Origin of the sequence: Ktedonobacter racemifer DSM 44963 (assembly GCF_000178855.1) — a bacterium.
Lineage (GTDB): Bacteria > Chloroflexota > Ktedonobacteria > Ktedonobacterales > Ktedonobacteraceae > Ktedonobacter > Ktedonobacter racemifer.
Genome location: NZ_ADVG01000002.1, coordinates 680,228 through 706,733, shown reverse-complemented (window position 1 = coordinate 706,733; position 26,506 = coordinate 680,228). Strand labels below are relative to the sequence as shown.

At 55.5% G+C, this 26,506-nt stretch carries 25 protein-coding genes; 11 read left to right on the top strand and 14 right to left on the bottom strand.

The genetic code is table 11. From position 1 onward, the window contains the following. Nucleotides 1–377: 377 nt before the first annotated feature. Nucleotides 378–605, top strand: a complete 228-nt coding sequence (locus KRAC_RS19405; RefSeq protein ID WP_007909900.1) for a hypothetical protein — start codon at nt 378–380, stop codon at nt 603–605. 188 nt (nt 606–793) lie between these two features. Here the strand turns inward: KRAC_RS19405 and KRAC_RS19400 are convergent, their stop codons facing one another. Further along, nucleotides 794–1,660, bottom strand: a complete 867-nt coding sequence (locus KRAC_RS19400) for an aldo/keto reductase (protein ID WP_007909899.1) — start codon at nt 1,658–1,660, stop codon at nt 794–796. A 246-nt stretch (nt 1,661–1,906) separates the two neighbouring features. Between KRAC_RS19400 and KRAC_RS78365 the strand changes: the two genes are divergently transcribed. The 4 genes from KRAC_RS78365 to KRAC_RS19380 all read left to right on the top strand — a co-directional run bounded on the left by KRAC_RS78365 (nt 1,907) and on the right by KRAC_RS19380 (nt 4,608). Further along, nucleotides 1,907–2,623 (top strand): ISAs1 family transposase, encoded by a 717-nt coding sequence (locus KRAC_RS78365; RefSeq protein ID WP_040443882.1) that lies wholly within the window; start codon nt 1,907–1,909, stop codon nt 2,621–2,623. Further along, nucleotides 2,562–3,107: an ISAs1 family transposase gene (locus tag KRAC_RS78360; protein ID WP_052568076.1), complete on the top strand. Its 546-nt coding sequence runs from the start codon at nt 2,562–2,564 to the stop codon at nt 3,105–3,107. Before KRAC_RS78365 ends, KRAC_RS78360 begins: the two co-directional genes overlap by 62 nt. Nucleotides 3,108–3,194: 87 nt before the next feature. Continuing rightward, entirely contained in the window at nt 3,195–3,461 is a 267-nt protein-coding gene (locus KRAC_RS19385; protein ID WP_007909897.1) for a DUF6582 domain-containing protein, read from the top strand. Nucleotides 3,462–3,669: 208 nt separating this feature from the next. Beyond that, the gene (locus KRAC_RS19380) at nt 3,670–4,608 is read left to right on the top strand and encodes an MIP/aquaporin family protein (RefSeq protein WP_007909896.1); all 939 of its coding nucleotides are present in this window, start codon (nt 3,670–3,672) and stop codon (nt 4,606–4,608) included. Nucleotides 4,609–4,661: 53 nt separating this feature from the next. Here KRAC_RS19380 and KRAC_RS71390 read toward each other — a convergent pair whose 3' ends face one another. The 9 genes from KRAC_RS71390 to KRAC_RS19340 form a co-directional block, all read right to left on the bottom strand. Then, nucleotides 4,662–4,871, bottom strand: coding sequence for a hypothetical protein (locus KRAC_RS71390; protein WP_157506816.1), 210 nt, complete (start codon nt 4,869–4,871; stop codon nt 4,662–4,664). After that, a complete protein-coding gene (locus tag KRAC_RS19375) occupies nt 4,813–5,751 on the bottom strand; it encodes a GNAT family N-acetyltransferase (protein WP_007909895.1) in 939 nt (312 codons plus the stop codon). The genes KRAC_RS71390 and KRAC_RS19375 overlap by 59 nt, the downstream gene beginning before the upstream one ends. A gap of 114 nt (nt 5,752–5,865) precedes the next feature. Further along, nucleotides 5,866–7,494 carry a glycoside hydrolase family 3 protein gene (locus KRAC_RS19370; RefSeq protein WP_040444502.1) on the bottom strand — a complete coding sequence of 543 codons (1,629 nt, stop codon included), beginning with the start codon at nt 7,492–7,494 and terminating at the stop codon, nt 5,866–5,868. A gap of 368 nt (nt 7,495–7,862) precedes the next feature. After that, complete coding sequence (gene murQ / locus KRAC_RS19365) at nt 7,863–8,795, bottom strand: N-acetylmuramic acid 6-phosphate etherase (RefSeq protein WP_007909894.1); 933 nt, start codon at nt 8,793–8,795, stop codon at nt 7,863–7,865. 28 nt (nt 8,796–8,823) lie between these two features. Next, complete coding sequence (locus KRAC_RS19360; RefSeq protein WP_052568413.1) at nt 8,824–10,101, bottom strand: anhydro-N-acetylmuramic acid kinase; 1,278 nt, start codon at nt 10,099–10,101, stop codon at nt 8,824–8,826. A 32-nt stretch (nt 10,102–10,133) separates the two neighbouring features. Next, complete coding sequence (locus KRAC_RS19355) at nt 10,134–11,309, bottom strand: exo-beta-N-acetylmuramidase NamZ family protein (protein WP_007909892.1); 1,176 nt, start codon at nt 11,307–11,309, stop codon at nt 10,134–10,136. A 32-nt stretch (nt 11,310–11,341) separates the two neighbouring features. Next, nucleotides 11,342–12,205 carry a carbohydrate ABC transporter permease gene (locus tag KRAC_RS19350; RefSeq protein ID WP_007909890.1) on the bottom strand — a complete coding sequence of 288 codons (864 nt, stop codon included), beginning with the start codon at nt 12,203–12,205 and terminating at the stop codon, nt 11,342–11,344. 87 nt (nt 12,206–12,292) lie between these two features. After that, nucleotides 12,293–13,234 carry a carbohydrate ABC transporter permease gene (locus tag KRAC_RS19345; RefSeq protein WP_007909888.1) on the bottom strand — a complete coding sequence of 314 codons (942 nt, stop codon included), beginning with the start codon at nt 13,232–13,234 and terminating at the stop codon, nt 12,293–12,295. Between the two features lie 207 nt (nt 13,235–13,441). Further along, on the bottom strand, nt 13,442–14,743 hold the full coding sequence (locus KRAC_RS19340; protein WP_007909886.1) for an ABC transporter substrate-binding protein: 1,302 nt from the start codon (nt 14,741–14,743) through the stop codon (nt 13,442–13,444). A gap of 622 nt (nt 14,744–15,365) precedes the next feature. On the opposite strand from KRAC_RS19340, the gene KRAC_RS66205 reads away from it, so the two are divergent. Continuing rightward, entirely contained in the window at nt 15,366–15,695 is a 330-nt protein-coding gene (locus KRAC_RS66205) for a hypothetical protein (RefSeq protein ID WP_007909884.1), read from the top strand. A 137-nt stretch (nt 15,696–15,832) separates the two neighbouring features. Beyond that, entirely contained in the window at nt 15,833–16,117 is a 285-nt protein-coding gene (locus tag KRAC_RS19330; protein WP_169460913.1) for a hypothetical protein, read from the top strand. Between the two features lie 133 nt (nt 16,118–16,250). Here KRAC_RS19330 and KRAC_RS19325 read toward each other — a convergent pair whose 3' ends face one another. Next, nucleotides 16,251–18,131, bottom strand: coding sequence for a glycosyltransferase (locus KRAC_RS19325; RefSeq protein WP_007909882.1), 1,881 nt, complete (start codon nt 18,129–18,131; stop codon nt 16,251–16,253). Nucleotides 18,132–18,783: 652 nt separating this feature from the next. Between KRAC_RS19325 and KRAC_RS19320 the strand changes: the two genes are divergently transcribed. Further along, nucleotides 18,784–19,797, top strand: a complete 1,014-nt coding sequence (locus KRAC_RS19320) for a universal stress protein (protein ID WP_007909881.1) — start codon at nt 18,784–18,786, stop codon at nt 19,795–19,797. Between the two features lies 1 nt (nt 19,798). After that, nucleotides 19,799–20,791, top strand: a complete 993-nt coding sequence (locus KRAC_RS19315; RefSeq protein WP_007909880.1) for a universal stress protein — start codon at nt 19,799–19,801, stop codon at nt 20,789–20,791. 78 nt (nt 20,792–20,869) lie between these two features. On the opposite strand, the gene KRAC_RS19310 is transcribed toward KRAC_RS19315, so the two are convergent. Continuing rightward, nucleotides 20,870–21,097 (bottom strand): DUF2795 domain-containing protein, encoded by a 228-nt coding sequence (locus KRAC_RS19310; protein WP_007909879.1) that lies wholly within the window; start codon nt 21,095–21,097, stop codon nt 20,870–20,872. A 222-nt stretch (nt 21,098–21,319) separates the two neighbouring features. Between KRAC_RS19310 and egtB the strand changes: the two genes are divergently transcribed. Together egtB and egtD are read left to right on the top strand one after the other, a co-directional pair. Continuing rightward, complete coding sequence (egtB, locus tag KRAC_RS19305; protein ID WP_007909878.1) at nt 21,320–22,630, top strand: ergothioneine biosynthesis protein EgtB; 1,311 nt, start codon at nt 21,320–21,322, stop codon at nt 22,628–22,630. Continuing rightward, on the top strand, nt 22,623–23,591 hold the full coding sequence (gene egtD, locus KRAC_RS19300) for an L-histidine N(alpha)-methyltransferase (protein WP_007909877.1): 969 nt from the start codon (nt 22,623–22,625) through the stop codon (nt 23,589–23,591). Before egtB ends, egtD begins: the two co-directional genes overlap by 8 nt. Nucleotides 23,592–23,668: 77 nt before the next feature. On the opposite strand, the gene KRAC_RS19295 is transcribed toward egtD, so the two are convergent. Continuing rightward, nucleotides 23,669–24,946, bottom strand: a complete 1,278-nt coding sequence (locus KRAC_RS19295) for a zinc ribbon domain-containing protein (protein WP_007909876.1) — start codon at nt 24,944–24,946, stop codon at nt 23,669–23,671. A gap of 214 nt (nt 24,947–25,160) precedes the next feature. Continuing rightward, entirely contained in the window at nt 25,161–26,504 is a 1,344-nt protein-coding gene (locus KRAC_RS19285) for a TIGR02679 family protein (RefSeq protein WP_007909869.1), read from the bottom strand. Nucleotides 26,505–26,506 lie beyond the last annotated feature (2 nt).

The following is a 26,506-nucleotide window of genomic DNA, read 5'->3' as shown; positions in this document are numbered from 1 at the left end:
TGAGATATAGATTCCATGGCCAGGTACCTATGCTCTATGAAAGTTGTCACGTAGATGCCTTCGTGCTTCTACTCTCTAGAACACAAAGATGACAGAAATGGTTACAACTCGGCGAGGAAAAGAAAGGACCCAAACGAGCACAACCTATGGCTAGAACAAACAGTATAAGGTGACATAGACGGTCAAAAGTAACATTTTGGATGTGTTCGGGTTTCGTAAGTATTCCACCTGGCAAGAAAATACTGTATAGTAGTAGTGTGTGTAGTTCATAGGCTTTGTGTGTGTAAGCTTATGAACACAAGTAATGTATGTGTCTGTTCAATTTGAGAGGTACGCAATGAAGCCGTGCCATCTTGAAAATCAATGAGGAGTTTGTCATGGACAACAAGGCACAAGAGTGTGTTCGCATTGGGCGCTATCAATCTTGCCTGGAGAACGGCACGTTAAAGTTCTACTACCACCAGGTAGGGGACCCCAGTGGTTTCTACGGCAGTATGGATGCTGAGGAGATGCTTGGTCTGCTCAATTTGCTCTCGCGGCATAAGGAGGACATCTACCAGGCCGTGAACGCAAAGGAGGATAGCCGTTACGCAACGGGCATGTAGGCCTGTGCAGCCAGGAGAATTGTCATAGCTCTAGCAGCCTGAACGGCAATGAGGCCGCCTGGGAATGCAAGAGTAATGAGACAGTTTGCACCTGGCAACGAAGAAGAGCGGGAGTACGCGTAAGTGTGTGGCGCGTACTCCCGCATATTTTTTAGGTGCGCACGCAGTAGCGCTTGCTCGCCCTCTCGTTAGACGAAGAGTGGTTCCATGCCCAGGCGGTCGACCATACTTTGCATCTCATGTTCAGCGGGTGTGGCGCTGGCTTCGAAGCGGCTGGCGGCATCAAGCACCTTGGGAAGCAGTGTGACATCGCCTACTGTGTTGAGGAAGATGCCGGGGCGGCTCAGCGCCCAGTGGACTGCGCGATCAATATCTTCCTGCGCTGTTAGTGGCGCGTACCAGGTATTATGTGTGTGATCGCGATCCATATAGGGGCGATAGGCGATAGACTTGATGGTTTGCACAGCCACATTGCGCTGCTGGCAGGTTGCTACTAGCGCGTTAAAGTTCTCCGCGTAGTAGGGATTTTGCAAGGTGACATAGTTGTAGGGCAGGAGCACCGAGTCGAAATCAAAGCGTTCGAGGCTGCGGCGATGGGTCGCGGCGATCTGCAATCCATGCCCGGTCACGCCGATGGCACGTACCAGCCCCGCTTTTTTGGCCTCGATGGCTGCCTCCAGTACGCCACCTGGACTGAGCGCGATATCCCATTCAATGGGATCGGCCAGGTTATGCATTTGCCAGAGATCAATATACTCCACGCCCATGCGTTCAAGCGAGCGGTGAAGTTCCTCGCGGGCCTTGTCCGCCGTGCGTTCGCCGGTCTTGGTCGCGAGAAAGAAGTGGTCGCGATGCTGCTTGAGCCAGGGCGCCAGGCGTAGTTCCGCCTCGCCATAGCTGGCGGCGACATCGATATGATTGACACCATACTGGAGCAGTACCTCAAGAGTCTGATCCGCCTCAGCCTGCGAAAGGGAGCCGAGGGAGGCCGCCCCAAAGAGGGTACGTGTGCTGAAATGGCCAGTACGACCAAAGGGGAGTGTGGGAATTGACATGTTAGTATGCACCTTTGCTAGATCGCTTGTTTGATAAGCGACGGATAGATGAGCATGTATGAAGCGTCGTCTCTCACCTTGTAGATAACCCGGTCCTAAAAGTATAGAGCATTTCCCTGCCTGAACGCAAGGTTGGCTTGTCTCTTCTCCAGGGTTTCTCAAAAGTCTGGTGAGGGGTGAAAAAGAAGAGTCAATCCAGTAGAATGCATGACATCAAAAAACACAGCATTCAAGGAGTGACTCAGCATGGACTATACAACATTGCTGGAAGAAAACAAGGGGGAGCCCGTCTGCTCGTCGAGACAGATGCAATCCCTGTATCAGGTTTGTCACCATCTGAGAGACGGAAGAAAAGCACGAGGAAGGCAATATGACCTCGCGGGGGTGCTGCTGGTGGTCGTCCTGGCAAAATTGGCGGGGATGAGCAGCCTGCTAGCAGCAAGTGAATGGGCAAAGGATCAGGAAAAGGTCATCCGCGCGAATGTGAACCTTTCCTGGAAACGGATGCCTTGTGCCAATACCTACAGCTACGTCCTGGCACGCTTAGACAGTCAACAGGTCAATGCTCATCTGGCCGTGTGGTTTGTGCGCCAGATGAGCCACCAGCGAGAAGGAGAGCCAGACGACCAGCACGTCCATCTGGCCATTGATGGCAAAGCGCTCAAAAGCACTGGGGAGCAGGCATATGGAGGAGAGCATCCCCAACAACATCTTCTGCATATTTATGAAGCAGAAACGGGTGTGGTCCTCCAGCAGATCCCCATTGGCTCTAAGACGAATGAGGTTGGCGCGCTCAAACCGTTTCTGACCGAGGTGACATGTAAAGGGCGAGTGATCACCGTTGATGCGGCGCAAAGCTATCACGAGATGACTCGGCTGGTGCGCACGAGCTGGAGGGGAGGTGATTCTCATCATCAAGGACAATACACCTGTTGCTCGCGCGGACCTCGAACTGTTTTTTGAAGACCCGCAAGCAGATCAGAGCACCTGGCAATCGTATACTCAGCTTGACAAGGGCCATGGTCGTCTGGAACGTCGCTCGATTATGAGCAGTCCCGATCTCAATGGCTTGTTCTTCAAGGATTGGGGCGAGATTGGACAGGTCTTTCGCTTACAGCGCGAACGAACGATCAAAGGGAAGCACAGTTGCGAGGTTCGCTACGGGTTAACAACGCTTTCTCTGAGGCATTGTCCTCCAGAACGTCTTCTGCACTACCTTCGAGCACACTGGAAGGTGGAGAATCATCTCCACTGGCATCGAGATGCCACCCTTGGGGAGGATCGTTGCCGAGTCCGCTTCATTCCGGTGATGGAAATGCTGGCCGTGCTCAATAACGTGGTTCTTTCTCTCATGCACCTGCACCGGGTTTCCACCGTCGCTCGCCAGCTTCGTCGTTTTGCCTCTCATCCAGAGGAGGCTCTTGCTTGGTTGCTTCAGGACTTTTGAGAAACCCTGGTCTCTTCTCTGGCACGAGCGCAAGAGAAACACTCCCTTCTTGCGCATCGTGATAGGGAGAGAAAGGAGCGTTTTGTGATGAGTAAACTTTCAGATAAAGATAAAGAGAATCTGCCAGAGAGCGCCTTCGCATTTCCTAAGGAGCGCAAAGAGCCGCTGATTGACGCGCGTCATGTGCAGGAGGCGGTAGCGCGTTTTAACCAGGTGCAGGGGGTATCGAACGAAGAGCGTGAAGAGGCCTGGCATCGTATTCAGAAAGCGGCCAAGAAATTTGATGTTGACCTGCGTGAAAACGATTGGCATGATTTGTTTGAGCAGAATGAGCGCGAGGTTCCCCGCGATTAGATGGAGTATATCCATAGCAAGAGAGGCGGGCACGACCGCGGTCGTGCCCGCCTCTCTTGCTATGGATATACTCCGGCGTGGTCTCGAGAAGAGAGATGTATGTATGTTATTTATACTAAAACTACGTAGGTCGAGAGATAGGTATTGCCGCGCTTGTGTGATATGACGAGATGTTATCCTTAGTCCAAGATGAGAGTTTGAGAAGCATATGGCAAATCGAGCAGTACATCCAGCTACGCCCCTTGCTGGGGTAGGCGGCGAGGCGTTGGCCGAGTTTATCGGCACCTTTGTGCTCGTGCTGTTAGGAAATGGCGCGGTCGCTTCCTTCCTTCTATTCAACAATATCGCAGGGACGAATGCCTTCTTTGCCAATACCTGGCCGGTAGTCTTTTTCGGGTGGGGTTTTGCGCTGATGCTGGGCATCTATATCGCGGGCGCGATTAGCGGAGCACATCTCAACCCGGCGGTGACCATAAGTTTTGCGGCCACCAGGCGTTTCCCCTGGAACAAAGTAGGCCCCTATATTGTGGCGCAGTTTCTTGGCGCGTTTGTGGCGGCGGCCTTCCTTTTCTTTGTCTATCGTGGTGCAATCACGCATACACTAGGTGGGGCGTCCTTGAATGCCGCCAATGTTAATAAGGTAGGATTAGCCTTCTACACGGGGAAACGAGATTTTGTGGGTCTGTTTGGAGCGTTTTGCGCTGAAGCGCTGGGCACAGCCATGCTCGTTGGCTTGATCCTGGCAATTGTGGATGCACGCAATCAGCCTGTGCAGGCGAACCTCAATCCTTTGATCATTGGCCTGGTGCTTGCAGCTATCGGTTGTTCGCTTGGCATAATTACCGGTTTTGCGGTCAACCCTGCGCGTGACTTTGGTCCGCGCCTGTGGATGACCCTGGCTGGTGGTGGACTGGGTGCGTTGAACAGCTACACCTGGGTCCCCATTGTGGCGCCCATTGTGGGCGGGCTGATCGCGGCCTTTGGCTACGACTATACTATTGGGCGTGTGCTGGCGGAACGTGGCATGACGCGTTCGGGCACAACCATAACGCGTGGCGAGGCGGTGCGCGAGCAAGATATGCACGTGGATACAGGTGGGCGTCCAGTCCGCGAGGAGCATCGTGGGAGAACATTCCGCGAGCGCTAAGCAGTAGTGTTGACGGAGATGGAGGGCGTACTCCATCTCCGTCAATTAAGACTCTAGAGGGGAACGAGGACGGGCGTTGCCTCCTCGGCAGAACGCTTTTTGCGGCGTGGCAGGCGAATGATCTCGCTGCGTAGGCGTGGATCGGCGATCTCATCGAGACCAATATTGATAAAGGTCAGGCCTGCGCCGTCCTCTTTACCAACACTATAACTCGCGCCAGGAGGGCTGGTAGGTGCGCCAGTTCTCGTAGCCGAGCTTGCCATAGAAATCGGTCAGGACAAGCCAGTCGATATAGCAGTTGCGAACGCCGCGTTGTTTGAGAATCTCAGAGGCATAGGCCACCAGGGCGATACCGATGCCTCGTCCACGCTCGGAGACGGCGACCCCGACTGAACCCAGGGAGCCAGCATCCTCGCCCAGCAGGCCCTGCCAGATGACATCGGTACGTTCCGGATTGGATCGGGGGCTCGATGTCACCAGCGAGCCAACTACGCGCTCTCCATCGAAGGCGATGAGCAGGTCCTGGTAATCGCCCACGCTCGCCATATAGTTCACCGCGCGCAGCCAGTTATAAAACTCGCGCTCCTCGAAGGCTCTGAGCGCGTCAATTGTCTCGGGGGTGGCAACTTCAAAGCGAATGCCCTCGCGCTGCATACGCTCAACAATACGTGTGGGGATGCTAAAGTCGCGCAGGTCGCGGACCATGTCATAGACGATCTCGTCCAGGTGCCAGCCTTTGCGGGCAAAGAATGGCGCGACGGGTAGGTTGGTTGGCGCGCCGCACCAGAAGCGTGGATAGATGCTGCCAAGCTGGATGGCGCGCAGACCCGGCTGCTGTTGCAAGTAGTTGAAGGCCACATCATGTAGCTCACTGCCGATTCCCCGGCGTTGTTTGTCAGGGGCGACCAGGAGTGCGGCGAGATGCCCAACCTTGTCATGTCCCCGTGGACTCTGGAAGGTAGCCGCGAAGGCGATCAGTCTGCCCTCCTCGCGGAGAGCAAAATGGTGTGCCTCTGGCCCGTTGAGAACCAGTTGGATGCGCTCGGCGCTAAGCGGCCATTGCGAGCCAACAGTGCTCTGCCAGAGCGTGACCAGGTCGGCCAGGTCGCGCTCTGGCTCAAAGATAGCAAAATGGTGTGCCATAGCAAAAAGAACTTTCTTTCGTAGCCTCTTGTCCAAATGATCTCTGGTTGTAGGTGTAGAGCATGTTGGCTGCCGTAGGCAGCCAACATGCTCTACACCTACAACCAGAGAACTCTACTCTGCGCGGTGGCCCCGCTCGTGCAAGCCAGGAATGCTTACTGGAAGTTTGCCCTGAGCGGTCTGTTTGCCTTGTAAGACATCCAGCGCGGCCTCAAAGGCTGGTAGGGTGTATTCATAGGTGACCAGGTAGGTCTCCAGCTCAGGGAAGGTCAGCAGGTCATAGGGGTCATAGACGGCCAGGCCAATGACTGGCTTCTCCTGTTGTAGCAGGGAGTGTACCAGGTCCGCCTGGGGCTGGTAACGGTTCGCGTTAACGGTGACGACAACGAGCGTGGAACTGCCGGCAATGGCCTCTTGCAGCCGGGCTTCCGTTGCCTCGTCGCGCTGACTGGGGACGGCCAGAACCTCTGCCGTGGGAAAATGCTCCGTAATAGCGGTCTGGAGTTCCTCCAGCGAGGGGTAGCGGTCGGCAGCGAAGGTGGCGTGATCGGTCTCTGGGAAGAGGAAGAGCGGGTGTTGTGCCTGCTCGCCTGTCACGGGTACAAGCTGCTGAGCGTTGCGTACCAGGGTGGTTGAATGTGCGAAGGAGCGCTTGCTCAGGTCGAGATGCTCGGGAGTTGCGATCTGGCGCACACTCTCTTCCCCTGGCAGATCATCCCAGGAGAGGTAGCTGGCCTTGAGTTGAAGCACACGCTCGGCGGCGGTGGTGATCTGAGCTTCTGTCAGCTCGCCCTTCTGCACGGCCTCAAGGACCGCGGCAAGGCCTGCCTTCTGATACTCGTAATGATGGGAGATTAAGGCGATATCGGCACCAGCTTGCAGGGCCATCACCGTCCCGCGTGGAATGCCAACCGTGTCCGCCAGCGCGTTCATCTCCAGGCAATCGGTGGTGATAACGCCATTAAAGCCCAGGCGTTCGCGCAGGAGTCCTGTAATGATCTCGCGGGAGATCGTCGCGGGTAGCATCTCCTCTTTCATCAGAGCTGGAAGATAGACGTGCGCGATCATAATTGAATCGGCCCCGGTGGCGATGCCAGCGCGGAAGGGCACCAGTTCAATCTCCTCAAGGCGTTCGAGGGTATGCGGGATGACCGGCAGGGCCTGGTGGGAGTCGACAGCGGTATCGCCATGGCCGGGGAAGTGCTTCAGGTTGGTGACGACGCCCGCTTCCTGGTAGCCCTTAATCGCGGCCACGAGATGGCGCGAGACGTGGGGGGCATGCTCGCCGAAGGAGCGCACGCCAATCACCGGGTTGGCGGGATTGTTGTTGACATCCGCAACTGGGGCCAGATTCATATTGACGCCCAGCGCCTTGAGCTCTTTGCCCGTTGCCAGGGTGATCTCGTAAGTCTCCTGTTCGCTGTCGATGGCGCCAAGAGCCATATTGCCGGGAAAGCTCGTTGCGCTTTTGCCGAAACGGCGCACCATGCCGTTCTCCTGATCTGTCGAGATCAGCAGGGGGTAGGGATGACCAGCATCGCGTGCGATACGTTGTAGCTCGCTGGTAAGCTGGTGGACCTGGTGGGCGCTCTCGATATTGCGCGCGAAGAAAATAATGTTTCCGACATGGTGATTCTGGATTAGATCAATGATTTCAGGCGTTGGGGTGGTACCATAGAAGCCAACACTGAGCAGTTGCCCGATCTGCCGCTCAAGCTCCATGCCTCGGGTGTAATCAGACATGTGTCCCCATCCTTTCTTCACCAGGCTGTGCAAGCCGTGTGAAGCGAAAATAATATGTTTGACGTACAGGCGCGTCATACCAAATCCTGTAGAAGGAAGAGAGGTGTGGGCAACATCCCTGTCTGGATTCCATTTCACAACGCCGCTGCTGCGACTCGCCTTCGGCTGCGTGAAGCGAAGAGGCTTCCCCGCCATTCCCGCGTAGATGATCAATCTTCCATAGAACTTGATTCAAAACGCGCAAAACAACTATAGCTGGCATGCATCGCGCTCGTCATTTACCGCGACTATCACAATATTATCACATTCTTCGATATAGAGGTCGTGCAATAGATCTTTTAATCGATCTTTCGTTTGTGTGTGCCAGGTTACTCTGCCTGCAAGGCCGCAAGGGTGGCGCGCAAGACCTGCTGGTGTGCCGCGAGCTGCTGACGAGCCTCCTGTGGGCTGACATGAGCGCGCGCGACCACAATCGCGGTTTTTGTCTCCCCGTCGCACTGGGCAAGCAGAGCATCGGCCTGCTCCTGCTCAATGCCAGCGATGGTCTGCACGATCTTGCTGGCCCGGCGCTGGAGCTTATAATTTGAGGCATGCACGTCGACCATCTGGTTACCGTAGGTCTTGCCCAGCAGAATCATGACACCAGTACTGAGCATATTGAGCGCCATCTTCTGAGCGGTGCCTGCCTTCAGGCGCGTGGAGCCACTGACAATCTCGGGGCCAACCACGAGGGCGATCATGATATCGACGGTGGAGTGCAGGGGCGTCTGTGAGTTGCAGGCGAGTCCCACGGTCAATGCGCCAACCTCGCGGGCGTAGGCGACAGCCCCCAGGACATAGGGAGTGCGCCCGCTGGCGGCGATGCCAACCACAACGTCTCTGGCCTCAAGATGCAACTGTTGCAGGTCGGCCTTGCCACCCTCGGGATTATCTTCCGCTCCCTCGACTGCTTTCAGAATGGCAGGAGGACCGCCCGCGATCAGGCCTATTACTAACTCTGGCGGTGTGCTAAAGGTGGGGGGACACTCCGAGGCATCCAGAATGCCTAAGCGACCCGAGGTGCCTGCACCAAGATAGATCAGGCGCCCTCCCTGGCGCAGACGTTTGGCGCTCTCCTCCACGGCGCGCGCGATCTGGGGTAATTCTTGCTGCACGGCCAGGGCGACCCTGGCGTCCTCCGCGTTCATAATCTGAACAATCTCAAGTGCGCTCATTTGATCGATTTGCGCGCTGGCGGGATTGGCCCCCTCAGTCTCCATAGCGTGAAGATTGAGTTCTGGCTGTCCTGATGAACTCGACATATATGCGTTACTCCTGGTAGTGTGTTTACTATTGCTGTGTGCCCGGTGCGGGCACGTTGTTTTGTATGAGGTGCAGACGGTGCAGCATGGGATAGGTGCCTGCTGTGCTTGTCTCTTCCTGGTGTTCCAGGTCTGTGTGTACCTGACGGAGAAGCTGGCGATAATTGCGCCCTGGCACGATCTTGCCCAGGATGGCGGGGGCGCTTGCCCCTGTGCTGCCTGGTAGATTGTTGGCGCGGCCATAGAGGCACTCATGCCCCAGCAGGGCGAAGAGGATACCCTCCTTGGCCCCGGCGGGAAGGCCCGTCTCTTCGAAGAGGCGGACCCGTGTGGTGGGAAGGCCCGCCTGTAAGCCCTGCATGAGTACAGGGTTATAGCCGCCGCCACCACCGACCAGGACCTCGCCCAGGTGTGCTGGGCCATAGGTGCGGTAGGCATGAATGATGCTCTTGATTGTGATGGCGGTAAGCGTCGCGATGGTATCTTCGGGCGAGAGACCCGCGTCTGTGGCCTGGGCAATGAGCTGGGCCGCGAAGGCATCACCAAATAGTTCGCGCCCGGTGGTTTTGGGGGGCAACTGGTGAAAATAGGGATGGGCCAGGACCTGGCTTACCAGGCCCTCATCGACTGTGCCCTGGTGTGCCAGTGCTCCGTCGCGGTCAAAGTGGAGCGCTCCTTGCGTGTAGTGGCGGACCGCGGCATCGATAAGCACATTACCCGGGCCAGTATCAAAGGCGTAGGCCCCGGATGGACCTTGACCCGCCGGGAGAAAGGTTACGTTGCCGATGCCGCCGATGTTTTGCAGGGCAAGTGTCTGCTGCGGGTCGCTAAAGAGCAGGGCATCGAAGAACGAGGCCAGGGGCGCTCCCTGCCCGCCAGCGGCAACATCGGCCACGCGCATGTCGGCCACGACGCTTATCCCCAGGCGTTGCGCGATCACCGCCGCCTCGCCGGTTTGCCAGGTTGAGCGGACGCGTCCAGGTTCAACGAGGTGATAGAGCGTCTGCCCATGAGAGGCGACCAGGTCGATCTCGGCGCGTGAGACCTGTTGATGAAGACAGAAGGTCTCGACGGCTTCGGCGAATGCCGCTCCCAGGAGAAAGTTTAGCTCTGTCAGGTCCGCCAGGTGGGCCTGTGGCGTGCGTAGGATGTTGAACACCTGCTGGCGCAAGGATGCGGGGAAGCTGGCCTCTTCATATGCCAAAAGGCGCAGCGAGAGTTCGCCTGGCGCGACGGGCAGAAACTCGCAGAGAGCCAGGTCGATGCCGTCAACGGAGGTACCCGAGTTCAGGCCAAGTACGCGCATAGGACGTGTGCTCCTTTCGTTCTCATATGCCATCAGTCCTGGTAGCGCAAGAAAGAGGCGCGTCGCTGCGCGAAAGCAGCCAGGCCACCCTCCCAATTCGCCGTGATCTCTGCTACGCTTGCGCCAGCCTCCAGGGCCAGGCGCACCTGGTCGCTGCCGCAGAGCAGATCGAGAAAATAGGTTCCGTTCTCACCCTGAATCCAGGTCCGTGAGAGCGGCGAGAGGCGGCGCAGGTCTGCCAGCAGGTACAGCCCCAGTTCCATGAGAGGAATCCGTGCGCGCTCCAGCAGGTAGACCTGTACGCCTCCACAGCGTGTCTGAGCGTGCTTGGAGAAGGTTGGCGTGAAATAGAGCGGGCGGAAGGCCACTCCAGGCAAGGCATGGACTGCGAGTGTCTCCGCCAGGACGAAGGGATCGATATCGGGCGCGCCCAGGATTTCAAAGGGGCGCGTCGTGCCGCGTCCCTCGGAACAACTGAGACCTTCAAGCAGGCAGGTCGCGGGGTAGAGCGCTACCGCGTCCAGCGTGGGCAGGTTGGGCGAGGGCTGCACCCAGGGCAGATCGAGCTGATCAAACCAGTGATTGCGCCTCCAGCCCCGCATTGCCACCACCATGGGTTCAGGCAGCCCGTGTTCAGCGGCATATAGACGTGCGAACTCGCCGACCGTTAGTCCATGGCAGACGGGAATATTGGCGATGCCGACAAAGGAGCTAAAATCTGGATTAAGGATATTGCCTGCCAGGAGCTGGCCACCAAGCGGATTGGGGCGATCCAGAACCACAAAGAGTAGTCCGGCCTCCGCCGCGGCCTCCATGGCGTAGACCAGGGTTGAGAGATAGGTCGCGTAGCGCACGCCTATGTCCTGGATATCGAAGAGCAGGGCGTCTAACCCCTGGAGCATCTCGGGACGCGGCCGCCGGGTCTCGCCATAAAGGCTGTAGACTGGGAGGCCGGTGCGTGAGTCTGTGCTGGCCTGCACATGCACACCGGCCTGGGCATCGCCGCGCATGCCATGTTCAGGTCCAAAGAGTGCGCAAAGCTCGAAGCGCGGGTCGGCGTGCAGGAGATCAACGCCGCCCTGGAGCGCCCTGTTGATACCCGTTGGATTGGTAATCAGTCCCAATTGCTTCCCGTGTAGGCCTGGTGCTCCTCCCGCCAGTAAGACATCGAGTCCATTCTGGACGACAGCGTGGGTGGACCCCTTCATGACACGCTCCTTTCGCTCAACAGGTCGTGGTCTTATCCCTTGATCGCGCCCATGCGCACACCGGAGAGGAAGTTGCGCTGGAAGATCAGGAAGAAGATGATCATCGGAAGCGCGGCCAGAGCAGCGCCTGCAAAAATGATACCATAATCTGTGGTGAACTCACCTTGCAAGTTGGCCACCCCAACGGAGAGCGTATAGTGATTGCTGGACTGCAACACGATCAAGGGCCAAAGGAAATCATTCCAGTGCTGGACGAAGGTAAAGATGGCCAGCGCGCCAACCGCGGGCCGACACAGAGGCAAGATCACATGCCAGAAGACGCCCATCTCGCCACAGCCGTCTATACGAGCGGCATCCAGCAGCTCTGTGGGGAGGGTCTGGATATACTGGCGCATCAAGAAGATGCCAAAGACGTTGGCGAAGCCGGGTAGAATCACGGCCCAGAGCGAGTCGATCAGGTTAAGCTGCTGCGTGACCAGGTACATGGGAACCAGGGTTACGTATGTCGGAATCATCATCGTCCCGATCACGACCCAGAAGAGGATGGTGCGGCCAGGAAACTTACGTTTCGCGAAGGCATAACCCGCCATCGTATCGAAGAGAATATGGAACAGGGTAATGACGATGGAGACAGTCAGGCTGTTTGCGCCCCAGCTCCAGTAATCGGTGGCCTGGCTGAGCAGGCGCTGGAAGTTCGATATGTCTGCGTGTACGGGAAAGAAATCCGGGGGCGTCTTGAGCGAAAATGTGGTCGGCGTAAAGGCCGTCACATAGAGCCAGTACATCGGCCAGAGCGCGATGACAGCAACGATAAGGAGCATGAGCCAGGGCGCGACACTTCCCCATTTGATCCTGCGCGGAGCCACTCTCCGCTGTTTGAGTTCTGCTTGAGCCATTACTGACACTCCAACCTACTACTTATCCGAAAACCCTGAGCGCGAAGCGCTAGTCACGCGAGTGACGTTGGGTTTCGGAATAAGATCCTAGTATTCCACATCGCTGCGGAGCATACGGAACTGTACCACCGCTACGGAGGCGATCATCAAGAAGAGGATAAAGGCTTGCGCGGAGGCAACGCCATAGCGTGACTGCTGGAAGCCATTTTCGTAGATCTGCGTTACCATCACCTGGGTGCTGGTACCCACACCGCTCTGGACCATAACAAAGAACTTCTCAAAGACCTGAAAGCTGGCGATGGTATAGAGCACAACCAGGTAGAGAGTGGTGGATTTGATCAGAGGGAGGGTGATGTACCACCAGCGTTGAATGGGACCGGCCCCATCGATCTGAGCTGCTTCATAGAACTCAGGTGGAATGCTGGCCATCGCGGCATTAAAGAGCACCACGCCGGTTGCAGGAATGGTGAGTATCGTGGAGAGTGTAATGCTATTGAGCACGACATTGGGATCGGAGAGCCAGCGGATGGGGGCAATATGCACCAGGCTCAGCAGGTAGTTGAGCAGGCCATATTCAGAGTTGAAGATCCATTTCCAGGTAATCGCCACAATGACGGAACTGGAGACCGCAGGCAGGTAGAACGCCGCCAGGAAGAAGGTCTTCGCGATCTTGCCGCGCTTTTGAATCAGCCCGGCGAGGATGAGCGCGATCAGAATATTGGCGATCACGGTAATAACCGTGTAATAGAGGGTATTCTCGATGGACTTGAGAAAGATTCCCCCCTCTGTGGTAAAGGCCGAGACGTAGTTTTTGAGGCCCACCCACTTTCCGGTCGTCACGATATCGCTATCCTGGAAGGAGATGACCAGCGCCCACAGGATGGGAAAGAGCGTGAAGATGGCAAAGGTAATCATGCTAGGCAGGATGAAGAAGTAGCTCCAACCGTGCCTTTTCAGAGAGCGCATGAACGCACCCGATGGGCGAGACGGCGTGCGCTTCTCCGCACGTTGCAGTGATATGTCTGACATGACCATTCTCCTGATAATGATGTTGAAAGGCTCACAGAGCAGGTGTTGCGAGAGGAGAGGACAGTGCGACAGACGATTTGGCGCCGCCAGTATGCCCCGAGGCGAGTCAGGATCTTATAAGTGGTAGCAACATATGTCCTTCCTGGCTCAGGGGAAACACGAGTGTACAGGCACGTCCTGTACACTCGCGTCCTCTCTTACTTGTGCTTACGCATTGCCGGAAAGGATCGAATTGATCTCGTCAGCAGGAGCATTGAGTGCCTCCTGCGCGGAAGACTTACCCAGCACCGCGTTTTGCAACTGCGAGTGGATCAGGGTACGAATCTGAGACCACTGTGCAATGATGGGCATAAAGTAAGTGCTGGCCACAAAGGGCGAGAACTTGCTGATGGGATCGAGCACCGTAATGGATTTACGCGCGCCCGGAGCCAGGTAGTAGCCGTTGACATCCGTGCCGACCTGCTTGCCCGTCAGGTAGTTGGCGAAGTCCATCGCCAGCTTCTCCTGATCCTTGTTGCTGTGCTTGCCAACCACAATCAGGCCTACGCCGCCAACCGTGAAGGGTTTGTTGCGTTTGCCGATAGGCATGGCGCGGACTTCGAAGTTCATACCCAGTTGGCGATAGCTACTGGAGTCACCGCTGGGAGCGCTATACATCGCGTAATTCTTGTTCTGGCTAAAGCCGGGACCGATATCGTCGGGCGACTGCGTGCCAAAGTCGGGAGGGGTGACCTTGTACTTTTGTGCCAGGTCAACCAGCTTCTGGAGGCCGCTCACCCCCTCCGGGCTGTTAAGGGTATATTTCTTGTTATCCTCGGAGAGTGGCGTCGCGCCATCACCCAGGAGGAAAGACCAGGTATTGACCAGGTCGGGATCGATGGCACCTGTATAGCCATAGACTTGCTGCCCATTGGAGCGCTTGAAGGTCAGGCGCTGCGCGATATCGACAAACTCCTCGTAGGTCCAATCATCTTTGGGCAGCTCGATGCCGCGCTCTTTAAAGAGATCAACATTGAGATACATGGCCACCGGGGGAACCCAGAGCGGCCAGGCATAGACCTTGCCGTCAAAGGTGACGGATTTAAGGATATCGGGATAGAAATCGGCCTTGTCTTCCGCGCTCAGATACTCATCGATAGGAGCGACCAATCCCTGCTTGATCAGCAAGGGCAGGTTGTCGGAGGGATAGCGGAAGAGGTCGATAGAGGTGCCGCCGCGTACCGCCTGCGTGACCTTGGTGAAGCCGGCCTGATTACCAGTGTAACCAGTGGCCTTGACGTCCTTGAGATTGGCATGGGCCTTTTTGTAGGCAGCGACTGCTGCATCTGTAAGTTTACCGGTCGCGTTAGCGCCATGAGGCTGATAGCTTGTGACCCAGTAGTTGAGGGTGCCTGAGGCTGCACCGGCACCCGAATCGCCACAGGCCGCGAGGAATGCAGCCAATGCACTGGTTCCGACGACGACCTTGCCGCCATCCACAAGAAATTGCCGACGTGTCGTAGAATGCATAGTTTTAAAATACTCCTCGATTCCTTTGATGAAGACAGAAAGGATACATGCTCAGTGTCGCGAATGAGCCGTGAGGAATGGTCCAGGGTTCGTATGGACTTCTACCTAATAACATAGAAAAATAGGGTAGAAGGAAGAGCGATCCTACAAGAAGAGGATCGGTCACAGGAGCGAAAGCTTCCTCGCTGGACACACTCGTCTATGAGCTGATCAGGATTCAGGCAAAGCGCGGATTCAAGCGGCGCTGTGCATAGGCGTGAAAAAGATTGCACGTGATTTTGCTACTATTTCTATCACTCAATCTTTCTTGCCATTGCTATACAGTTGATATATTGTATATACCAATAGACTGCTTGTTCACACTATGCCATACTAAATCTCTTCTGTCAACATGCGAGCTCGCTTTATTTTTGTTGAGGCTAGTATAAAAGGGTAGAAAATAGATACTTATAGTTGTGGCCCAGGAGGGGTGCGCGATTATAGGTGGTGTTGTGTGTGCCTGGTGGGGGCTAGCGCGTTTGCAGCTTTATGGTCGGGCTAGTGACGAAATGGCTTAAGCGTGCGTGTCTTCTTGAGAGAATACTTGTGCCAGTAGTGTTTAGTACTCAGGAGGTAATAACGCATGACCCATTCTATGCATGATACGCATGGTGATCACGAACACACTGAACAGTGCGGGCATACCGCGGTCGTCCACGAAGGGCATATCGACTACCTGCATGAAGGTCACCTGCACCATCCCCACGAGGGGCATTATGATGAGCATGTGATTGACGTGAATGCGCAGAATCCCGCCTCGTGTCAGCCAATGGAGTGCTCCTGTGGCGGCCATGATGCCTCCCAGCATGAGCAGGTTCCCCATGGCGATCACTATGATTACCTCTATCAGGGGCACCTGCATCATCCACATGGTGACCACTGCGACGATCATGGCTCCCTACAGACGCGCTAGCCTGGCAGGCAGAAGCACAGAAGCCACGGCGAGAGGATGATCCAACGCGCCGTGGCTTCTTTTATCCAACTTTAAGGTGCTTGTTGTTGCTTGTATAACGAGAAGAGAAAAGTATCTTTTTCCTGGTAGGCGGCCATGTGTATGCCGCCATTCTCGATGAAGGAGCGAGCGTCATGGAGACCTTCCCCCAACCCGAAGAGCGTCGCGATGATATTCCTATTCCGGCTTCGCTGCCTCATGCGGAGGGATGCGATGACATTGGGCGTGAGAACGATTTAGAAAGGTATTCGCCAGTGGGGTCAGGAGAGCCAGAGGTGCTTTCACAGCCCCCTGTCGAGGGGAGAGTGGATATCGCTGAGGATATTGAGCAGGAGCAGCAACAAGCCTATAATTCGGCGAAAGACCGGGAGAAGAAGCCGTAGGATCAGTGGATGTTCTATGGAGAGGGATGCCTGGGACAACAAAAAAGAGGGTTCGTGCTCAGGCCTGAGCACGAACCCTCACGTCATAACGCTATTAGACAACCGTGATAAAGGAATGAGAGGCGTCTAGCGTTTACGCTAAAAGTTCTTGCATATCGAGCTGGACTATTTCTGGAGTAAGGTCAACAGGAAGCTGCTCCTCCGCCAGGCGTTTGACCCATTGGTAGTTCCCCTCAATAGGGATATCCTGTAGGAGTTGCTGTGCCAGGAAGAGCCAGTTGATGGCGTTAGGTAGCGTCAGGTAATCGCTATTAGCGCGCTCGGTGGCATCCTGGCTCATGCGCTGATACTTCTCTGTTTCGGTAAGCAGGGTATACAGATGCTTCGCTACCTGGGTCGTGTTGCCTGGCTCGATCAGGTGGCCGGTAATACCATCCTCGATCTGGAGTGGAATACCCCCCACATTATAGGCAATGACGGGCCTCCCTTTCATCAGGGCCTCCGTCACCTTGACCTCAAAGCCCTCTTTGGTTGAGAGCTGAAGCACCACTTTGCTTCTACGTAGTAGCATGTTGAGCACCTGGTCGCGATGTGGCAGGCGTAACACCTTGATATCATGCGCGAAATGGGCGTATGGCGCTGTTTGCAGGATGTTCCAGATGAGATTATAGATGGGAGCGCCATCGGGATCATCAATCGAGCCATTGCCTGCAATGACCAGTTGTGGAACGGGTAGGCACTGCTCCTCTAACATCTCACGCAGCTTGCGATAGGCGTCCAGTACATCGGGTATGCCTTTGGAGGGATCGAAGCGCGCGATCTGCACAATGAAGGAACGTGTTTCATCCAATGGAGTCTGACCGGCAGCTTCCAGGTAGGTATTGAAGAGCTGCATATAGGTATCGAGCTGCTTCTCGCTCAGCGGCTTGTTCAGGCCATCGAGCGGGTCAGTGGTCGCAGGCATGTAGAAGACCTTGTCCGCGGACACATTATCCGGAATAAACATGCTCATGGGGTGGCTCACAAAGTAGTCCGCGAGCTGAATCTTTTCCCACAAGAAGCTCCAGGTGACATGCTGTGGTGTACCTGGCTGGTTGGCCAGGCCACTCACGATCTGGATATGTGAGCGGTAAATGATCTTTGCCTTGGGATTGACGCGCTTAATATGCGGAATAAGGCCAGCCGGCTGAGGATCATCAATCACGACTACGTTTGCCTGGGTGAAAACCTCGTGCAGCATCGCCGCGTTCTCTTCCGTCCAGGACTCGTAGACCTGTATATCTTCAGGCGTGAGCACCGTGTCGGGACTTGAGACGGCTTGCAGGACATTATGTACTTTAGTCTTTGTGATGTCGAAAACTTCCTTGCTGGGCTGAAGAATATACCAGTGGGCATCGACATCAAAGAGGCGGAGAAGTCGGATGAGGGCATGGCGCATTAAGGCGACGCCACCACCACGCGGGGTCGCGTTGATGAAAATGAGTTTTCGACCCTGTAGGCTCTGGGCCAGGGCTTCCAGGCGCGCGAAGTCGGATGGTGGCGTGACGCGACGGTAATCTTCCTTTGTCACCAGCTCCGATGTGAGAACCTCATTGACGCTGGTGAGCACCGGGTCCACAATATTTTGCTCATCGAATGTTTCCATCATCGTCTTTATACCTGAGGCCAGGGTCGTATCCGCATCTGCTGGCAGGTGGAAGGGGACAATATCCTCTTCAAGCCAGAGACGGGAGTGCAGATCCTGGAAGCGAGGATCGTGCGTAAAGGTACTGGCAATGTACTGTAGGTTGTGTTCCTGGGCGGCCTGGCGCAAAAAGGTGAGAACCTGCTCTACTCCATCCTGGTGGAGTGGTTGAGTAAACGCATGAAACTCCGCATCCTGTTCGCTTTTACGAGTGGCTGCTATATGTAAAGTGTTATCTTCTAGTCGAATGCCAGCGTATTTCGCAGTTGGATTTGCAGTTGGTTTTGTATTTGCGTTGCTCGTACCAGGAGTGTAAACATTTTTCAACATCGCGTACTTCTTTATTTCTTCATTTCAAGAACCAGCATCGGGCTTAAAACCGCGACCTTGGTTTTACACTTCATATGTAACTAAGTATAACTTCGCCAGCGGGTTACATCGGTACCAGGTCATGAGCCATGATGCCAACGCTTCCTGGTTGCTTGAACCAGTTGCGCCCCTCTCGAGCGAGAGCCATTGAACGACGTGGACCAGGCAACCCTTTACCATGAAAGAACAACCGTGAACGCCGCTTCACAGCGACTAGCTTCGCTCACACGATTACATGGTCTGCCGTGTTCTATACCCTACTATCGACCTCTTCATTGCTGGAAACATAATCCCTAGTACTTTATGGCGTGGACACCATAGCATCGATAAATGGCGTAAGGAAAACGAATATAGCTCTTCCTCGCATTTTCCTCTATGGCTTGATCCCGTCTCACCACCTGACCTTCTTATTTTACAGCTTAGCCGTGAACTGTTTCTATCAATATAAACAAAAAAAAACTCCACATTATTTCTGGCGGGATTTCTCAAAGGTGGGCCGCTGGTTGGCTTAGTGGCTGAGATACAGGAGGCAAACTATACTGAATGTGTGATGAGGATGTCAGTGGGGAGCAGAGGAGGCATGCGAGATGGGTAGCAAAAGGAGGAGAAAATAGTGTTTAAGCGCATTCTAGTTCCCCTGGATGGCTCTCCTCGGGCAGAGCGCGCGCTTCCGCTAGCAAAAAGGATAGCGCGTGCCACACGAGGCTCGATTGTCCTGGTTTACGTGGTGGATCCAGTAAGTGATCTCTGGGCAGTGGAACAGGCCCCCCTGGTGGAGATGCGCCTGCGAGAGGCCGAGATGTATCTCAACAGTCTACTAAGTCCTGCACCAACGGGGGAGGAGGCAGAGATAACGGAGCCGCCCATCCCCGCTGAAACGTTGTTACTGCGTGGAAGCGCAGCTGCCAGCATTCTGAATGCGGCCTCTGAAACGCAGGCGGATGGTATTGTAATGTGTAGCCATGGACAAAATGCTGCTTCACACTGGCGTATCGGCGGAGTCGCAGCCAAAGTCGTACGGCACGCGAAAGTCCCGGTCTTGATGCTCAAAGAGGAGGGCGGGGTGCCTGCGGGCCCACATCCAGACGCGACTGAACCCCTCCGCGTGCTGGTGCCATTGGATGGCTCGGCGCCCGCCAGGACAGCGCTTACATCGGCGGCTTCTCTGCTGGCGGACCTGGCTCCACAAACGCCCGCTCAATTGCATCTCCTACATGTCATTCCTGCTAATGTACAGCTTTTAGAAAATGAAGGGCGTAGACGCGAACTGGTGCAGAAGGCGGGAGAATACTTGCAGTCCATGGCTAAAAAGCTCAAGGAGAGCCTGGTGGAACCCTCGCTCTCGCCAAAAAACTTTATGGTCACCTGGTCTGTTATCCTGGACAATGACGTCGCGAACGCCATCGTGCGCGTGGCCGAACAGGGCGATACGCAGGATGGTCTCGGGAGCATGCCCAGGTGTGATGGGATCGCGATGGCGACGCATGGCTTGAGTGGCATCCGGCGTTGGGCCATGGGCAGTGTGACGGAGCGCGTGTTGCATGGTACGCGGTTGCCGCTTTTGATTACGCGTCCAGCCTGGGTCGAGGAGCATGCAGAGGAAGAGGAGACTGAGGAGGAGACATAAGATGTTTCACAATGTTCTGGTTCCTCTGGATGGGTCCGCGTTTGCTGAACGCGTACTCCCACTTGCCGCTGCCATTGTGCGCCGTTCGGGGGGAACGTTGTTTCTGGCACGCGTGGTGCGAGTCATTGATAATATGGGGTCATATATGGCGCTTGCCAATCCCTATGCCTGCTATATGTATGCCGATGACGATGTCGACTCGGCAGAGGATGCGAAGAACTATCTCACACACCTGACTCAGACACCAGTGGTCGCTGGTATAGAGACTCAGCAAGTGGTCTTATATGGCGAGGCGGCATCGTCTCTGCTCGCCTTTGCGCGTGAGCAGCATGTGGATATGTTCGTGATGAGTACGCATGGGAGGACTGGTTTTAAGCGCTGGATGCTGGGAAGCGTAGCGCAAAAGGTGGCGCGCCATAGTCATGTGCCGGTACTCATTATGAGTCGTGCATGCCTGCGAGAGGAATGCCTTACGCTTGAGAAGCCAGGTGCGCTCTGCACCCTGGTTGGCCTGGATGGGTCCAGGTGGGCAGAGTCAGCGCTGTATCCAGCGGCGCAACTGGTGTCTCTGCTCTCAGCACCCCAGCAAGGTGAATTGCACCTGGTACGCGTAATTCAGTCACTCTCTAGCGATGAACTCGCCCTGTACCGTCGCGCGTGCCTCGTCCAGAACATTGAAGAAGAGGCGGCATCGTTGGCACATGAGTATCTCAAGAACCTGGTAGCCAGGTTGAAAGACACGCTTGAAGCGGAAACCAGCGTACGGCTATCATGGGCGATTGTGAAGGGGAGCGACTCGGCCCATACCCTGCTTCACCTGACTGAGACCAGTCAGAGTGATGAAGCAACTCAGCTTTGTCACCTGGTAGCGCTTGCTACACATGGACGTGGTGGCTTTGAGTGCTGGGTTATGGGGAGCACTGCTGAGCGCGTCCTGGCTGCGGCGACGAGGCCCGTATTGCTGGTACGTCCTGATCTCAGGAAAGCATCGTAGCAGTGGGTGGGTACCTGTTCCTTACAGCATGGAACATGTACCCACCCGCTATAGAAGCGGGCTAAACAGGGAAATGGCTTAGAGCTTGAATCCCCCCATATTTCCCAGGTTCCCCATGTTTTTTTGGAGGTCACTCTTGAGTTCATCAGACGAATTATAGGTTTTTTCGGGCAGGCGATCAATAACCGCCGTAATCTGCGGATTGCCCCCGCCAAACTGCTGTGCCATCTGTTTAAGATTGGATGTGGACACAGGGAAGGGAATCTTATTGATCATCTGGTCTACCTGGGTAATGTCAAAGTTCATTCTGGTATTTCCTTTCTGTTTCTCAAGCAAATATCTATGCACCCATGGGATGCTTACGGATCTGTTTTCATCATAAACATGTAGCAAAGGGGAAAGAGTGATGTGAGAGAATCTGCCATCGTGTGGTTTTTTCCGCAGTGTATGCTGAAAGCGAATGCACCATTGGCAGAAACTAATTCAGCATATCCTTGGGCGTTATGCCACCACTAAAGGAGAATACTCATGGTAGATTACGCACAGCCCAAAACATCCTCGGCCCTGGCCCTCTCCCGCCATGCTCTCTCTGAGCAGTACAAACAGGTGCGCGCCTTCTCTGAACTGATCTGTAAGCCGCTGGTGACAGAAGACTATGTTGTGCAATCTATGCCGGATGTCAGCCCGACGAAATGGCATTTAGCCCATGTGAGCTGGTTCTGGGAGACGTTCGTGCTCTCCGCCGCCCAGCCTGGCTATACCTCGCTCCATCCCCAATACACATATCTTTTCAATTCCTACTACAATAGCGTGGGCGCGCGCCATTGTCGTCCCAGGCGTGGCCTGATCTCTCGTCCAACTGTTACGGAAACCTACCAGTATCGCCGCTATGTCGATGAGCACATGCAGGCCCTGTTTGAGCATCTCGATGAGAGCCGCTTGAGCGCGCTCACACCCGTTATCACGCTGGGTCTGCATCATGAGCAGCAGCACCAGGAGTTGATGCTTACCGATATCAAGCATGTGCTCTCCTGTAATCCTCTCAATCCTGCCTATCATGAGGCTCCTGCCTCTCCCTCGCTCTCGGTCGCGCCCCTGAGTTGGATAACTTATCAAGAGGACGTCTACTGGATAGGGCATAAGGGAGATGGGTTTGCCTTTGACAACGAGGGACCCCGGCATAAAACCTATGTCCAGTCCTTCCAACTGGGATCACGCCTGGTCACCAATGGTGAATACCTTGAGTTTATCGAGGATGGCGGCTATAGCACACCTACGCTCTGGCTCTCGGATGGCTGGCGTACCGTGCAAGAGCAGCAGTGGCAGGCGCCTCTCTACTGGGAGAAACGGGATGGTCAGTGGTGCATGATGACCTTGAGCGGCCTGCGCGCGGTCAACAAATACGAGCCTGTCTGCCATGTCAGCTACTACGAGGCCGATGCCTATGCCCACTGGAAGCATGCCAGGCTTGCGACCGAGGCAGAGTGGGAGGTCGCGGCCAGTGGCCTGGACGTGAGAGGGAACTTTGTGGAGAGCGGCGTCTATCATCCCGTTCCCATGCAGGCTACGCTTCAGAAAGAAGGCCCCACGCAGATGTATGGCGATGTCTGGGAGTGGACACAGAGTGCCTATGCTCCTTATCCAGGCTTCCGACCCGCGCCAGGAGCGGTTGGTGAGTATAACGGTAAGTTCATGTGTAACCAGTTTGTCCTGCGTGGTGGTTCGTGTGTCACCTCTCTCTCGCACATACGCCCAACCTATCGCAACTTCTTCCCACCCGATGCGCGCTGGCAATTTACAGGCATTCGCCTGGCCAGGGAGGTAGAGGCGCATGCGTAGCAAGCACCTGACACTCCAACTGCTTGATTGCGCCCCCACCTGCACAACGTTGCGGCAGGAGGTCATGCAGGGATTACAGCAGTCGCCCAAGACCCTGCCCAGTAAATACTTCTATGATGAGCCAGGGTCCAGGCTCTTCGCTCAGATCTGCGAACTGGAGACCTATTATCCAACGCGCACCGAAAGGCGGATCATGCAACAGTGCGTGGGAGAACTTGCTGAACTGCTCGGGCCAGACTGCTTGCTTGTCGAGTATGGGAGTGGCAATAGCCTGAAGACGCGCATGTTACTCGATACGCTGAAGGACCTGGTGGGATATATTCCTATAGACATTTCAAAAGCGTATCTGAAGGAGGCGGCTATCGCCCTGGCGCTGGCCTATCCAGCGCTCGAAGTACTGCCTGTCTGCGCCGACTATACCAGTGAGTTTGAGCTTCCCGTGCCTGCGAGAGCGGTGCGCCAGCGCATCGGCTACTTTCCCGGGTCCACAATTGGCAACTTTGAGCCAATGGAGGCCCGGCGCTTCCTGCAACAGATCGCGCGCACCTGTAGAGGTGGAGGGCTGCTCATCGGCGTCGACCTCAAAAAAGACTTTACGGTCCTGCACCATGCCTATAATGATCCGCAGGGGATCACCGCCCAATTTAACCTGAATCTCTTGCGACGACTCAACCAGGAGTTGGAGGCCGATTTCCAGCTCGCGCAATTTCGCCATTACGCTTGCTATAATCCGAGTGAGGGACGTATCGAGATGCATCTTGTGAGCCTGGAGGAACAGGTTGTGCATATCGATGATATCGAGATCCCTTTTAAGCGTGGCGAAAGCATCTGGACCGAGAGTTCCTATAAATATTCCCTGGAGGAGTTTGCGCGCCTGGCGCGGGCCGCTGGCTTTCGCGTTGAACGCGCCTGGTGCGACGAACAGCACCTCTTTAGCGTCCAGTACCTGGCAACCCTCTAGTTTATAGGCGGTATGGTGAAGCCCTGGCAGCCTACGGCTGCCAGGGCTTCACCATACCGCCTATAAAATCACATGGTCTATTTGAATTGCAGGTCAATGGTTTGTTGCGGCACGGAGCCAGTAGAGGGCGTATTTAATAGAATAAACGTACAATTGGGGTTGCCATCGGGAATCATAAATGCGGCGGTACCGGTCACGTTCGATTGATTAGAGTCGATGCTGGTAGGGACATCACTGTCGCCGTCTGGGGGGCTTGTGGTGTCGCCAGATTGGAGGCGCATATAATCGCCATCGTAGCCAATAAACGTCTTGGAACTGGTATTATCCATGCGTAGCTTGAGCACGACAAAGCGCTTTCCGTTATCGGCCTGTTTGCTCTGGAAGCTCATTTGCAGCGTCGCGCTGGTAATCGTCCAGGTCACATCGGCATACTGGACATGCTTATTGGGTGTGATCGTCGTTGGCTGGTATTTCGTCACGTCTGCATCGGATTTCAAAGGAATATCAATCTGGGCCTCAGTGCTCTTGCCCAGGCGGAGGGTCAACTGGTCTGGCTTAATATTCGTGGCTACCGGGAAATCAAGCCAGTTATCGCGCTTGGTCGAGGCATCGGGACCCGAAGATTTTTGCATGTTGCCTGGCGCGATGCTATTGCCACCGGGCAGAATCAGATGCGCGACGTCTCCATAGTAATAATACGATCCTTTTGAAGAGGTATTATCCTCTTTCAGGTTTAAGCGCAGCAGACCCGTCTGGTTCCCATTCTCATCACCTGGCAGGCTGTTCGCCTGCTGAGCATTGACGATGTTGATGGAGACGCTGGCATAGGTAACGGCCTTGGTATTGAGTGTCGTCGTGATGACTGAACCACCACTGGTGCCTGAGTTATCCGAGCTACTGCCATTAGAGTTATAGGTAGATGGCGTGCTGCGAGAAGCACTGGTGACGGCGCCTTTGATCCATTGGAAACCAAGGTATCCCGCTCCGCCACAGAGCGAGAGTATCACTAGCAGGATAAGTACCGTTCCGCACCCGATCTGTCTGAGCGCTTTGCCTGATGAAGAGGGCTGGGCCTGAGCGTAGGATGGGACGGGCTGGTAATTCATGGGCCGTTCATAGGCTTGCTGTGAGATGGCTGGTCCTTGAGAAGGTGGTGGAGGAGGAGGCGTGGGTGTGGGCGAACTCCATTGGGTTGCCTCGTGCTGGAGTTCACGATACTGAAGTTCCCCTGGCGTACGTTCCGTCGGCTTATTGATATCTTCCTCAACGATTGAGCCACAGTTTGAGCAGAAGCGCTGTCCCGCGCCCAGGGGTGATCCACACGAGGGGCAGGAACGACCTGGTTGTTGAACCATGGAAGTGTTCTCCTTACATTGTATGAGCCTCTATGCGCTTGATAAAGCGGCGCAAAAAAAAGACCGTTGTACAACTGAAGTAAAAAAAGTTGCCAAAGTGGATGAGAAGCGGTCTTACATGATCAACGCTGATGGGCGCATACTTTGGAGAATGAGAAACACTTCATTTGTATTAGCAACTTGCTAATCGATGCAAGAAAAGTATAATGAGTCTCTATGCTCGCTCTTGCTCTTGTTCGTTGAATGCTGTGAGGAGGTGGGCGATGCCTTCCTGGTAGGCCCATTGCTGGTGTGTTTGTAGTGCTTGTACAAGGGTGGTGAAGATGGTGGGGAGCGCCTTGAGTTGGGCTAACTCGTTAGCTGGGGCGAGCACGCCACCGACCTGGAGGGCGAGCATATAGGCCTCTGGATCGATGTGCCAGGGGGTGCAGTGGTTAGGATAACGGTCAAGGAAGTGAGCAGCGATCTGGAGTCCTTTGAGATCGAAGTCGCCACTGTAGTGAAACCGATAATCGGGCGTGGCTGCGATGAGCTTGTCGAGCAGGGTCAGGGCCGCCACGCTGGGCCAGCCAGCGGTGCATATGATGGTGGGGGCCTGTGTGGTGCCAGGTAGATTGTCAATGACCTCCTCAAAGACCTGGGGATTCTCGATGATATAGATATCTCTGGTGACAGCCTGGACGCTGCCCCAATCCCACAGTTGGCGCAGGGTCAGGGGGAGAATACGCTCTCCCGCGGCGGCGATCATTGGGTCGGGCGTGCCATCCTGAAAAGATGCGCTAGCAAGGTTGAAGGCGACAACATAGGAGGAGATGGTATCGACTTGCAAGCCGACCTCCATGTAGAGGCGCAGGACATCCTCGCGGTTCAGACCGGGTTGGAGTGGTGTATGTGTGAGGTCGCCGAGTGCCAGCAAGAGCAGTCGTCCCGCCGCCCGGTTGGGATCAAGCATATGTGGGTCGCCACTGGTTTGCTGGGCGAAAAGCGCCAGGCGTTGCGGCATGGCCTCACCCGGTAACTGGTCGAGGATGTGTGCAATATAGCCAATAACCTCCAGTTGTCGCGCCTGCTCTTCTGGCCTGGCATTTTTGTAGCGTGAGAAGAGCCATTCTTGCCCATGTGTGCCCTCTGTGAGCCAGGTGCGACCTCGCGATGCTTCTGGCAAGGATGTGCGAAGCGTGTCGAGTGCGTCTCGAAAGGCCTGTTGGTGGGCGGTCTGGGTGGCACGGCGCTGGTGACGCGTCACCAGCGCGGAGGCGGGGAAGAAGGCTGCAAGAAGCTCGGGGAGGGTGCAGGCGAAGCCGCTACGCCTGAGCGCGTTATCAACGTCGCTCGCCCTGACCTTGAGTGTGGGACCTGAAGAAGGGGGCTTGCCGAGAAAACTGGCGATCTCGCGGCGCTCCTGGGGCGTGCTCTCCTCCAGCATGATCTGCCCTCCGACCTGCCCCAGCTCAAGATATTTGTCGCGTAGCCTGACGAGCAGGCGCGACAGGCCAGCCTGCGTAAAGAAGGCAACTGCCCTCTGGACATTGGCCTGATCGTGCTTGTTCTGCTCCATAT